At 32.3% G+C, this 12214-nt stretch carries 13 protein-coding genes and 2 tRNA genes; 10 read left to right on the top strand and 5 right to left on the bottom strand.

The genetic code is table 11. The features are described 5' to 3' along the window. Positions 1-989 (bottom strand): carbohydrate binding family 9 domain-containing protein (locus tag B3J44_RS16410; protein ID WP_286969713.1); only part of this gene is annotated, 989 nt, incomplete at its 3' end. A 302-nt stretch (positions 990-1291) separates the two neighbouring features. Between B3J44_RS16410 and B3J44_RS16405 the strand changes: the two genes are divergently transcribed. Then, the gene (locus tag B3J44_RS16405) at positions 1292-2017 is read left to right on the top strand and encodes a murein L,D-transpeptidase catalytic domain family protein (protein ID WP_198854379.1); all 726 of its coding nucleotides are present in this window, start codon (positions 1292-1294) and stop codon (positions 2015-2017) included. Here the strand turns inward: B3J44_RS16405 and B3J44_RS16400 are convergent. Both B3J44_RS16400 and B3J44_RS16395 read right to left on the bottom strand, forming a co-directional pair. Next, on the bottom strand, positions 2006-3589 hold the full coding sequence (locus B3J44_RS16400; protein ID WP_286969712.1) for a L,D-transpeptidase family protein: 1584 nt from the start codon (positions 3587-3589) through the stop codon (positions 2006-2008). The two genes, B3J44_RS16405 and B3J44_RS16400, sit on opposite strands and share 12 nt — an antisense overlap. Before the next feature lies 1 nt (position 3590). Further along, positions 3591-4028, bottom strand: coding sequence for a GNAT family N-acetyltransferase (locus B3J44_RS16395; protein ID WP_286969710.1), 438 nt, complete (start codon positions 4026-4028; stop codon positions 3591-3593). A gap of 134 nt (positions 4029-4162) precedes the next feature. Between B3J44_RS16395 and B3J44_RS16390 the strand changes: the two genes are divergently transcribed. Continuing rightward, positions 4163-4235 (top strand) — tRNA-Gly (locus B3J44_RS16390). A 94-nt stretch (positions 4236-4329) separates the two neighbouring features. Further along, positions 4330-4402 (top strand) — tRNA-Gly (locus B3J44_RS16385). 134 nt (positions 4403-4536) lie between these two features. On the opposite strand, the gene pepE is transcribed toward B3J44_RS16385, so the two are convergent. Further along, the gene (pepE, locus tag B3J44_RS16380) at positions 4537-5244 is read right to left on the bottom strand and encodes a dipeptidase PepE (RefSeq protein WP_286969709.1); all 708 of its coding nucleotides are present in this window, start codon (positions 5242-5244) and stop codon (positions 4537-4539) included. A gap of 163 nt (positions 5245-5407) precedes the next feature. Between pepE and B3J44_RS16375 the strand changes: the two genes are divergently transcribed. From B3J44_RS16375 to B3J44_RS16345, 7 genes are all read left to right on the top strand, one after another. Next, positions 5408-6193 carry a carboxypeptidase-like regulatory domain-containing protein gene (locus B3J44_RS16375; RefSeq protein WP_286969708.1) on the top strand — a complete coding sequence of 262 codons (786 nt, stop codon included), beginning with the start codon at positions 5408-5410 and terminating at the stop codon, positions 6191-6193. After that, positions 6180-6908 carry a carboxypeptidase-like regulatory domain-containing protein gene (locus tag B3J44_RS16370; protein WP_286969707.1) on the top strand — a complete coding sequence of 243 codons (729 nt, stop codon included), beginning with the start codon at positions 6180-6182 and terminating at the stop codon, positions 6906-6908. The genes B3J44_RS16375 and B3J44_RS16370 overlap by 14 nt, the downstream gene beginning before the upstream one ends. Continuing rightward, a complete protein-coding gene (locus B3J44_RS16365; protein ID WP_198854373.1) occupies positions 6898-7653 on the top strand; it encodes a hypothetical protein in 756 nt (251 codons plus the stop codon). Before B3J44_RS16370 ends, B3J44_RS16365 begins: the two co-directional genes overlap by 11 nt. Further along, a complete protein-coding gene (locus tag B3J44_RS16360) occupies positions 7650-8156 on the top strand; it encodes a DUF6702 family protein (protein ID WP_286969706.1) in 507 nt (168 codons plus the stop codon). Before B3J44_RS16365 ends, B3J44_RS16360 begins: the two co-directional genes overlap by 4 nt. Positions 8157-8222: 66 nt before the next feature. Beyond that, positions 8223-10466: a M1 family metallopeptidase gene (locus B3J44_RS16355; protein ID WP_286969705.1), complete on the top strand. Its 2244-nt coding sequence runs from the start codon at positions 8223-8225 to the stop codon at positions 10464-10466. A 153-nt stretch (positions 10467-10619) separates the two neighbouring features. Next, the gene (locus tag B3J44_RS16350; RefSeq protein ID WP_198854370.1) at positions 10620-10967 is read left to right on the top strand and encodes a Sec-independent protein translocase subunit TatA/TatB; all 348 of its coding nucleotides are present in this window, start codon (positions 10620-10622) and stop codon (positions 10965-10967) included. Continuing rightward, on the top strand, positions 10967-11530 hold the full coding sequence (locus B3J44_RS16345) for a phosphatase PAP2 family protein (RefSeq protein ID WP_286969704.1): 564 nt from the start codon (positions 10967-10969) through the stop codon (positions 11528-11530). The genes B3J44_RS16350 and B3J44_RS16345 overlap by 1 nt, the downstream gene beginning before the upstream one ends. A gap of 200 nt (positions 11531-11730) precedes the next feature. On the opposite strand, the gene B3J44_RS16340 is transcribed toward B3J44_RS16345, so the two are convergent. Further along, a partial coding sequence (locus B3J44_RS16340) for a phytanoyl-CoA dioxygenase family protein (protein ID WP_286969703.1) occupies positions 11731-12214 on the bottom strand: 484 nt, incomplete at its 5' end.

Below are 12214 nucleotides of genomic sequence, written 5' to 3'. Positions count from 1 at the left end.
GAAGGATCAATTGATGGTGCGCCTCCAATTCTTCGTGAATAAAATATATTCCCTTTACTGAATAAGTCTGTTCCTTCTGTAAAAAAGGCTCTATTTTCGTTAAACTGCTGTTCAAAAGGGCCAAGATTTAAAATCTGATCGTCATATTTTGTCTGTCCAAAATCTGGAATTAAAATGGCATCAACAGTAAAAGCATCTGTTATACCGTATTTAATATCCATTCCCCCTTTAATTGTTCCGTATGTTTTTTGTCCGTCAGAAGCATTCAAATAATAAGAAGCATAAGGCATAAAAAACAAACGAGTAGGAGGTTTTATGTTTTCAATTCCTTCTAAAGTTCCTGCTTGCTGCGTAAAAGTACCAATCTTTCTATCGACAAAATTCCAAGTATATTTATAGCGATCGCGTTTGATTTCTCTAAAGAAATTAACTCCCCAAATTTGTTTGTTTTCTCCAGAAAAGCGTAGAGCTGAATACGGAATTTTCATTTCAACAATCCAACCGTTTTCTGTCAAAGAAGCTTTACTGATCCAAACAGCATCCCAAGAATAATCTTCCCCATTTGCATCGGTCATAATGCAATCGCCCTGAACATCGGCTGCAGAAACATAAAACATAAAATCCTGCTGTCCGTCATTAAAACCATTTATAAAGACGCCAAAAAGATCTGCTGTTCCAAAATTATCACGCTGCGAGATTTCTTTTAGAATCTTAGATGGTTCGTTGTCATACATCATTGCGCCAATATAAATTGCATCATTATTATAAATGACTTTAACTTCGGTACGTTTCTCGTACGGAATAGCTTTACCATTGTCTGGTTCCAGCATGATAAAATCTGTGGCAATTGGTACATTTTCCCAAGCGGGTTCGTCTAGTTTTCCATCAATAGAAATAGTATGAGAAGTTACTTGCGCCTGAATTGATTTTTTCTGGCCATAACTCAACATAGAGCATAATAGAAAACTGAGGAAAATAATTTTTTTCATTGAATTTTTTGATGCGAAATAAATGGCAAATGTATTTTTTATAGAAGCAATAGACTAAATTTTGTTCTATTTGTTACAGTTTGTATTACAAGATTTCCATTTTTGTTCATATTTTTTTAAGAAAACGGGTTAAAATGTTATGAATTTAACTATAAGATAAAATCTTACAGAAATAGTGTTTTTATGTTAATAATGTTAAAGTTTAAGCAAAAAAGGCCTGAAAATCAGGCTTGTATTTTGCAAGGCGTGATTTTTTTATATTTTTGCGATACCCAAATTTTTGTTTAACCTAAAGAAATTCAATGATTTACAAAATTTATCCGTTATTTGTGTTTTTGCTATTGTCTTTTGGAAAAGATTCAAAAAACACAGCCGATCTTAAAAAAAATGCCACTGTAAAGACGATTGCTAAAGTCGAAAAAGTTACAGTAGATTCTAAAATCGAGAGCGTTTATAACTCGCTAAATTCAAACAATTTTAAAATGCCTGAATTTAAAACTTTCACAGAAGCTTTAAAAGGATTTTATTTATTGAAAGAAAGAGGAGTGATCAAGAAAAATATCTTAACACTAATTGATTTTAGTTTGTCATCAAACACTAAACGTTTGTGGGTGATCGATTTAACTAGTAATACAATTTTGTTTAATTCTCTTGTAGCTCACGGAAGAAATACAGGAGAAGAATTTGCTTCAGCATTTTCAAATCTTAATTCATCATTTAAAAGCAGTTTAGGGTTTTATGCGACTGGCGAAATTTATCAAGGAAAACATGGTGCTTCTTTGCGTTTAGATGGTTTAGAAAATGGCGTAAATGACAACGCTCGCGAAAGAGGTGTTGTAATGCACGGCGCAGACTATGTGTCTGAATCTTTCATCAGAGATCATAAAAGATTAGGCAGAAGCCAAGGCTGTCCCGCAGTTCCAGTTGAATTGACAAATGAAATTATTCAGTTAATAAAAGACAAATCGTGTTTATATATTTATCATCCATCAAGAAGTTTCGAGATGGAAGAGAGGCTAATTTCTTAATTTCGCATATAAATCCGAATCTAAATCATAAATATCAGCTCTGAAAATGAGCTGATTTTTTTTGCTCCATGCTGTCCAATACCATTGATACAAAGCATACTTTTTGGTAATCTTAAAACTCATGGTTGTTTTACTTGCAATAATGGTGTCAATTCTGTCTTGAGGCCAATTTCCGTCAACATCTAATATGTGTTGAGCCAATTCTAGCGGATTTTCAACGCGAACACATCCTGAACTCATAGAACGATTATTGCGTCCAAAAATACCTCGGTGATTTGTATCGTGCAGATAAACACTGTGATGGTTTGGAAACAAAATTTTCATTAATCCCAATGAATTATCATAACCAGGACTTTGTACATAACGATAATTGTTGGGTTTGTTTTCATTCCAAGCCATTGGAGAAACTACTTTTCCAGAAGTATCATAAATCGTAATATTTTTATTAGCCAAATAATTGCGATTTCTTTTCATTGCAGGAACAACATCTTCTTTTAGAATTGTTGGAGGAACAGTCCAAGTCGGGTTAAAAACAACTGTTTTTAGGTAAGAAGTAATAATCGGCGTTCTTCTTTTGCTAGTTCCAACTACAACATTTCTAACCAAAGTTGTATCATTACTTTCAACAACATTTAAGCTGTAATCAGGAATGTTTATAATAAAATAGTTTTCAGCTAATTCTGATGTATACCATCTCCATCGCTCCAAATTAGCAATTATCTGTTTTTTTCTATCTTCCTTAGAATGGTTTAAAGCGCGAATAGTTCCAGCTCCAATAACTCCATCTGAAGCTAAACCGTGCCTTTCTTGAAATCTTTTTACTGATTCGAATGTTTTTTTGTCGTAAATTGTTGTAAGACTATCTTTTCCAGACATGTCGTTCCAGTACAAAAGCCTTTTTTTAATATTAACTAAAGCAGGATTTGTATCATTTAAAACGATTTTATCGACAGATTCAATAGTTTTTACATTGTCATCTGGAAAAGCATTTATGATTTCAAGTGCTTTTAGTAACTCTTTGTAAATTTGAGTTTTAGGTTGAATGTTCTCAACAATGCTGTCTAGTTTGTTTTTGTTGAATCCTTTAATTAATACAGAATTTACATCAAACTCCTTTTCATCTAAATCCCAGTTGGTGTATAATTTTTTTGGGTCCAACTTTCCTTTATATAAATGATTTAAATATTTTTCAAAATTATAAGTCAGCAAAACATCATAAGAAGCCAAGTCTTTATCGCTGAGTGAAGCAATTTTACTCTCGAATTTTTTAAGTTGAGATATTTTGTAATCCTCTGGTTCTAAGCCCAATTTATCTGATTCTTCTAATTGTGATAAAACAAAAGCTCTCTTTTTAAGATTTCCCCATATCGTCTGATTTTCAGACCCAATATAAAATTGTTTTAAAGTTTCGCTTTTATAAGTGCCAATTATTGCGGTATCAATTTCAACTTTTCTTTCATCAGTAAGTATAATTGCTGGTACCGTTTTTTTTATAATAGGTGTAAGTTTTGGGCTTTCTTTTTTGCAGCCCACAAAAAGACATATTACTACTAAAGAGTAAAATTTTTTCATTTTATAATTTTTTAAACATCAAATAATGTTCGCCGACATCTTTAATATCAAATGCTTCACCTTGGGGCTGGTAATTCATTTTTTGATAAAAGCCTACAGCGGCTGTTCTGGCGTTAAACCAAATCAAGTCGACTTTGTTTTCATTGCAGTAGGTTTCGCAATGCTTTACCAAAGCTTCTCCAAATCCTTTTTTCTGATGAGTGTCTAAAACAGCCATTCCACGAATCTGCGCTTGATTTTGTGCGGCAAATATAGTGTTGATTTTTTCAAATAACGAAATAATTCCTATTAAATCTTCATCATCAAATAAACCAAAATGATGAGTAGTCTCTAAATCATCTCCTTCGAAAATGCAACTTTCGATAGGTTTTCCTTTTCTTAAAACAGGTTGGCGAACAGCATAAGTCTCTTTTGATGGAATTTCTTTAATTGTGATCATAATTTCTTTAAAAATATTGCATTTATAACTTTTTAATTTTAAATCAGTTATAAAAAAATGTTGTTTTTTATTAATTTTTTTTGCTCAAAAGCTTGTTTTGAACTGAACTTTCTCCCTATATTTGCACAACCAATGCGAAAGTAGCTCAGTTGGTAGAGCTCCAGCCTTCCAAGCTGGTTGTCGCGAGTTCGAGCCTCGTCTTTCGCTCTAAAAGTAAACACGTTTTACTTATGTGAAAATAAATTTTTTGATTTTTATTTTGTTTTAAAAATTAAATTTTTTAAGTTTGCACCCGATTAATGCGAAAGTAGCTCAGTTGGTAGAGCTCCAGCCTTCCAAGCTGGTTGTCGCGAGTTCGAGCCTCGTCTTTCGCTCTTCAAAAGCCTCAAACTTTGTTTGAGGCTTTTTTGTTTTCTATTCTTTTTAAAGCCATATAAGTGATTTAAGTTGAAGTAAGTTTTTGAATTTAGCTTCTAAATGAACTTATATGACTTATATGGTTTTAAAATTATTTCAGATTGCTTAAGTCGCTTTCTGTTTCTAACTCTGTCGGAATTTCGTTTTGTCTGAATAAACGAGCGGACAAATCTCCTTTTAAAGTGATTTTTTCGCCTTTAACTTCTAACCAGCTTCCTTCTCTTAATCCTAAAACTGGAATAGAATTGAATGCATGGAATTCTTTAATTCTGGTTTCGCGAGTTTCTCCCATATGTTTAGATTGTAAATCGGCGTCTAAATAATGCGGATTTAAGTTGAATGGAATTAATCCTAGAGTTTGAAAGCTTGGTGGATAAATAATAGGCATGTCGTTTGTGGTTTGCATCGACAAACCGCAAATATTGCTTCCTGCACTAGATCCAAGATAAGGAGTTCCTTTTTTTACAGTTTCAGAGAGTAACTGCATAATGTTGTTTTTGTAAAGTTGAGTAACTAGTAAAAAAGTATTGCCTCCGCCTGTAAAAATTCCCTCTGCATTTTTGACCGCGTCTTGCGGATTTTCAAATTCGTGAATTCCTTTAATATCAATGTTGATTGTTGCAAAAGCTTCAGCTGCTTTTTTTGTGTATTCGTCATGCGAAATTCCACTAGGACGCGCATACGGAATAAATAAGATTGTTTTGCAGTTTTTAAAATGTGTTTTTAGCGTAGGCAAAATATATTCTAAGTAGTTGCCTCCGTGCAAGGTAGAAGTGCTTGCAATAATAATGCTTTTCATGGTTTTTAAACTCAAATTTTGTTTGTTAAAGATATTAAAAACTCTGTTTTTGTTTAAGTTTTTAATGGTTTAATTAACATATTTTTACCAAGTTCTTAATATTAAATTTGGAAGGACTTGAGATATTTTTACCGTTTTAAGAATATTTCTAATTTATTTTATTTTGTTTCAAAAAATTACTTGTTTTTTAATTGTCGTGGCGAGCCAAGCTTGTTGGTCTCAAAGTCAGGATCGTTCTATTTTTAATGGTAAAGTAGTTTCGAATACCTCCGATTTAGAGGGTATTTATGTAATTAATGCACAAACAGAAGAAACAGTAATGACAAATTCATCTGGATCTTTTTCTATTTCGGCAAAAGAAAATGATGTTCTGGTTTTTTCTTCGATAAGCTTTAAAGAAAAAAGAGTTTTGCTGAAACAAGAGGATTTTTCAAACCTTAATTTTACGGTTAGCCTTAGTATGGTAATGTATCAATTGCAAGAAGTTGTTGTGAGACGATATGACAATATTAATGCTGAAAGTTTGGGGATAATTCCTATGGGGCAAAAGAAATATACTGCAGCAGAGCGTAAATTGCAGACCGCAACGGCATTAAATCCGACAGCAAATAGCGATTCAACGGCTGAAGGTTCTCTTATGGCTGGAGGTTCTATTTCTGCAGATCCTTTATTAAATTTTTTCTCAGGAAGAACTGCTATGCTTAAAAAAGAAGTTGCGGTTGAGAAAAAGGAATTTTTCATGAGACTTTTGGAAAATATGTTTAGTCTGGACCATTTTATTGATCGATTAAAAATTCCAGCAGACTATGTAAAAGGCTTTGAATATTATGCTATTGAGAATGATAAGTTTACTGTGATTTTGAATTCTAAAAATAAAACTTCTACAGAGTTCCTTTTAGGAGAATTGGCTGTAAAGTATAAAGAAATGATTGCTGGTGAGGGTAAGTAAAGTTATATCGATTATTGTTTTTTTTGTTTTTGTTCAGATTGGTTTTGGACAAAATAATGGTGCTAAACTTTTGGTAGGAAAGGTGCAGGAGCAGTCGACTCCGGTTGAAGGAGTAAATATTATAAATAACGCTACACAAGCAGCTACAATTTCAGATTTTGATGGTAATTTCTCGATTGCAGTGCGCGAAGGAGATGTTTTGGTTTTTTCTGCTGTAAATTTAGAGCCTGTTAAACGTCGAATATCTGCAGAAGATTTGACTGTTAGTTCTTTAGTTGTAAAAATGACTGCTAAAGAAGTTGAATTAAAAGAAGTAATAGTTAATGAAAATGCTAACATAACGGCTGAAAATTTAGGGATTATTCCCTACGGGCAAAAAAAATATACGCCTGCCGAGCGAAAAGTTTATACCGCCACTTCAACTTCGATCGATAAGCTTTTGAACAAGATTTCGGGACGAACTGCAATGTTGAAAAAAGAGGTCAATGTAGAGAAAAAAGAAATGCTTTTTAGAAAGTTAGAATATCTTTTTGATGAGAATTATTACACAGATCGATTGAAAATTCCAGTAGATGATATTAAAGGATTTCAATTATTTTGTGTCGATGATACTGAATTTGCTGTATCTTTGAATACTAAAAACAAAACAATGAGTATGTTTTTAATCACAGATCTAGCAAGAAAATATCTAACAATTCTCGAAAATGAAAAATAAATTAGGAGTACTCGTTGTCTGCTTATTTTGTCAATTTGTATTAGGACAAAACGGTTTTAGGAAACCATTACACGGTCAGGTTATAAATGATTTTTTAGCCATAGAAAGTGGTTATGTAATGAATATTAATGCAAATGTTAGGACATTTATTGGTGCTGGCGGTTTGTTTGATATTGCTGCGCAACCAAAAGATACTTTACTATTCTCTGGCCTCACATTTCAATCAAAAAAAATAGTTTTAACTGAAAAAGATTGTGCTGAGATTCTTTTGAAAGTAAAATTAGATTTGGTTAACAATCAGCTTAAAGAGGTTGTTGTTCATAAAGAATTAAAAGTAAAAGCATTACAAGGGGGTTCGCAGAAGTATGTAGATATGCAGTTTGAGGACGATAACCAGTCTACAGCAAAAAATAATGCAATGATGTCGGATCAGACTATAAAATATGGAACTGATTTTGTTCGAATTTTTAAAGATGTCAAAAAACTTTTGAGTAAAAAAGACGAAGTAAAAGACGAAGAAGTTACAGATATTGCTTTTGTAGAATATGCTAAAGACAATTTTAAAAAAGACTTTTATATTAAGACACTTAATTTGAAAGATGATGAAATTGAACTTTTCTTAATGTACTGCTCAAACGATCCTCGTTCTAAACAATTAGTAGATCCAGATCAGAAGTTTCAATTAATGGACTTTATGATTAATAAGAATAAAGATTTTAAGAAAGCTGAGGCTACTCAAAAATGAAAAAAAAGTTAATTTTCCCTTTGCTGGGGCTTTTGTTTATGTTGTCTTCTGCCTTTGTTTTTCATAAATTTTATGTAGGTGTTTTTCAAGTAAATTATGCGGCAGAAAAGAAGATGCTGCAAATTACTTCCCGCATTTTTATTGATGATTTGAATAATGCAATGGAGAAAAAGTATCACAAAAAGACGTTTGTTGGTACAAGTAAAGAGACTCCAGCAGATGTTGAATTATTAAAAAAATATTTATCAGAACACTTTTTAATTAAAGTAAACGGGCAATCAAAAGTGATAACTTTTTTATCTAAAGAAGTTGAAGCTGACGATGTTTTGGTGTGTTATTCTAGAATTAAGGATATAGATAAGTTTAAAACACTTGAAATTTCAAATACGATTTTGGTAGATTGGAATTCAGAACAGCAAAACATTACACATATTTCAGCATTTGATACCAAAAGAAGTGTTCTTTTTACAGAATCTTCAAGGAAAGAATTGTTAAAATATTAATGTATTGGTAAAATTAATGTTTTAATTACTATTTTCACAGCCTAAAGAAATTACCATTAAATTTTTATGAAAAAACTTTCATTATTATTACTTTTTCCTGCAATGTTAGTGGCGCAGGAGAAAGCAACAACCACACCTGCTAAACAAGAAGGTAAGTACGATACCAACAAGTTTAGCCAAATGTACGATTTGTTGGCAACTCCAAACATGTTTCGTACCGCTTCTGGAGCTCCAGGGCCAGCTTATTACCAACAGCAAGCAGATTACAAAATTGATGTTGAATTAGATGATAAAAATTCAAAATTAAGCGGGTCTGAAACAATTACCTATACTAATAATTCGCCAGATAGTCTGGAGTATTTGTGGGTGCAATTAGATCAAAATCAAGCAAGAGCAAATACGCAAAGTACATTGGCGGAAAGCGACAAAATCAGTCAAGTTCTTGCACTTGATGGCTTTTCTTCTAAATATTTGAAAAAAGATTTAGAACGCGGTTTTAATATTGAGCAAGTTAAAGATGTTAAAGGAAATCCGATGTCTTATACGATCAATGAAACCATGATGCGTATTAATTTGACTTCACCATTAAAACCAGGAGAAAAAATTTCTTTTTCAATAAAATGGTGGTACAATATCAATAACTATAGAAAAGAAGGCGGTCGTTCAGGATATGAATTATTCGAGAAAGACGGCAATAAATTATATGTAATTGCACAATTCTACCCAAGAATGGCGGTTTATAATGATGTTGAAGGATGGCAGAACATGCAATTCTGGGGAAGTGGCGAGTTTGCGCTTCCTTTTGGAAACTTTGATGTAAATATTACAGTGCCTGCAGATCACGTAATCGATGCAACTGGTGAATTAATGAACAGAAGCGAAGTATTTACTGCTGAACAAGTAAAAAGATACGAGCAAGCACAAAAATCATTTGACAAACCTGTTGTTATTGTAACACAGGCAGAAGCAGAAGCAGCTGAAAAAGGTTTTTCTGAAAAGAAAAAAACTTGGAAATTCAGCGCTAAAAATGTTCGTGATTTCGGAATTGCTTCTTCTAGAAAATTCATTTACGATGCAATGGCTGTAAAATTGAATAATAAAGTGGTAATGGCAGAGTCTGTTTATCCAAAAGAAGCAAATCCGCTTTGGGGAGAAACTTCAACAATGACTGTTGCACATACTTTAAAAAGCTATTCTGCACATACTTTTGATTATCCTTATCCAAAAGCAGTTTCTGTTTCTGCAGAAGATCAAGGAATGGAATATCCGATGATTTGCTGGAATTTTGGTCGTCCGGACGAAAATGGAGTGACTAGCAAAGAAGTGAAAAATGGAATGATTGGTGTTGTTATTCACGAAGTAGGGCATAATTTTTTTCCAATGATCGTAAATTCAGATGAGCGTCAATGGACTTGGATGGATGAAGGTTTGAACTCATTTTTAGAGTATTTAGCAGAACAAGAATTAGATCCAACTTTCCCTTCAAGAAGAGGACCAGCCAAAAATATTGTTCCTTACATGAGTGGTGATCAAAAGTTTTTGGAGCCAATTATGTCAAACTCTGAGACAATTCACCAATTTGGAAATAATGCTTACGGAAAACCAGCTACAGGTCTTAATATTTTAAGAGAAGTAGTTATGGGAAGAGAATTATTCGATCATGCATTCAAAACGTATGCAAACAGATGGAAATTCAAGCACCCAACTCCAGAAGATTTCTTTAGAACAATGGAAGATGCTTCTGCAGTAGATTTAGATTGGTTCTGGAGAGGATGGTTCTACTCTACAGATTTTGTAGATATCGGAATTAAAGATGTAAAACAATATTATGTTTCTGATACTCCGACTACAGATATTAAAGATGTGAAAGTAAGAAAGGGACGTTTTGGATTCGAAAAAGGACCTTTTGTTTATTTAGTTGCCGGAGATAATGCAGAAGTAAATAGCTCTAAGAAAAAAGCTTTAAAAATAGAAGATTTCAAGCCTTTGGCAGATTACGTAGATCAGACTTTTACTGCTGAAGAAAAAGCTTCTATTAAATCTCCAAAATATTTCTACGAAGTAGAATTTAATAAACCAGGCGGAATGATTATGCCTATTTTAGTTGAGATTACTTATGAAGATGGTTCTAAAGATAATTACAAATATCCAGCGCAAATCTGGAGAAAAAGTAATGATACAGCTAAGAAGGTTTACGCTACTACAAAAGCAATTAAGAGTATTCAAATTGACCCACAATTGTTAACAGCAGATATTGATGTAACCAATAACTCTTGGCCAAAAGTAGAAACAAAGTCGAAATTTGACTAAATAAAATAAAGATTAGAATGAAAAGTTCATCAGGTTTAAAAGCTTGATGAACTTTTTTCTTTTTAGGAAATGCATTTTAAAGGACTTTTTAAGTTAATTTTAAAACACTAACCTGAAAAGTTTAATATCTTTGCGACAACAAAAATAAAAGTTATGTTTGGTATAGGAGGAGGAGAATTAGTTTTCATATTGTTTATAGTGCTAATGCTTTTTGGTTCTGATAAAGTGCCAGAAATTGCACGTACAATGGGGAAAGCAATGGCTCAATTAAAAAATGCAACTAATGATATTAAAAGTGAAATTCAGAAAGGGGCAGAGGCAAATGGTCTTGATGCGAAATCTTTGAATGATCTTACAGGAAATATCAATGCAGAAATTAATAATGCAAAATCTAATTTACTTGGAGATACAGGAAACCTTTTAGGAGATACTGCAACTGAAATAGAAAAAGTAAAAGAAGATATTGATAACCTTTCTGGACCTATTAAACGCCAAATGTAATGCTTGAAAAAATACAGGAATTAGATAAAGAACTTTTAATCTTTCTTAATGGATTAGGTTCTGAAACATTCGATAAATTATGGCTTATTATAACCAATCAGTTGTATTGGACGCCATTTTTCTTATTTCTATTCTATCTTATTTATAAAAAAATAGGAGGAAAACAAACCCTGTATTTATTGCTTTTCATTGCTATTCTGATTGCTTTTACAGATCAGACATGTAATTTATTCAAACATACTTTCCAGCGTTTGCGACCATGTAATGATCCTGAAGTAAATACGATTATTCGTGTTGTTCAAGTTAGACAATCATATAGCTTTTTCTCAGGACATGCAGCTAACACGATGGCGGTTGCGACTTTTTTATATTTAATTTTAAAACGTTACTTTAAATATTTAGGATTCTTATTTCTGTGGCCTTTAATCTTTGCTTACAGCCGAATTTATTTAGGTTTACATTATCCAGGTGATATTCTTACTGGATATTTCTTTGGGGCACTCTTCGGATTTTTACTTTATTTAGTTTATAGAAAACTAAAACCACAGTATTTTCCAGGATAGATTTTTTTTAAGGTGCTAAGGTTCTGAGATACTAAGGTTTATATATTAATTGCCTCCAGCTTTAGCTGGAGGTTTTTTTATGGACAAATGAAAGGCTTTAGCGAAATACTTATTTGTATTTTGACTAGAGCCTTTTTTTAGCATTAAAAGAAAAAAACTTAGAGTCTCAGAATCTCAGGACCTTAGCACTTTAAAAAAAACTAATTCAGAATTCTTTTTTCACTCCATTCCAAACCGTTTGGAAGTTGTTGTTTGCTAAATTCAATATGAATAACTCTTCTGCGTTCGTTGTTTGTGGTTTTGTTAGATGCATGAAATAATAAGGGTTTCATGATCATAATACCACCTTTTTCGACCTCGCAAATTGTTTCTTTTTCTTTTTCGAAATCAAGGCTCTCAATTCTTAAAATTCCTTTTGAATGAGAGTTATTAATAACCTTTAAAGCGCCATTGTCTTTAGTGGTTTTGTCAATATGAATTCTGATTGTAAAATTATTTTCTAATATTTCTGTAGGTGGTTGCACTGCAAATTGATTTTGTTTTACAGTCCAGTTTTCAAAATTTTCAGCTTCAATTTTTTGATCAACAGAAATGGTTAAATCCTGATGATAAGCAACAAACCAATTCGATTTTTCTGGTTTGTCAAAATAAATTGATTTTGTTATAAAAAAGTCTTTACCAAAA

Source organism: Flavobacterium sp. UBA4854 (assembly GCF_002399805.1).
GTDB classification, from domain to species: domain Bacteria; phylum Bacteroidota; class Bacteroidia; order Flavobacteriales; family Flavobacteriaceae; genus Flavobacterium; species Flavobacterium ginsengisoli.
This window is presented reverse-complemented; position numbering and strand designations above follow the sequence as displayed.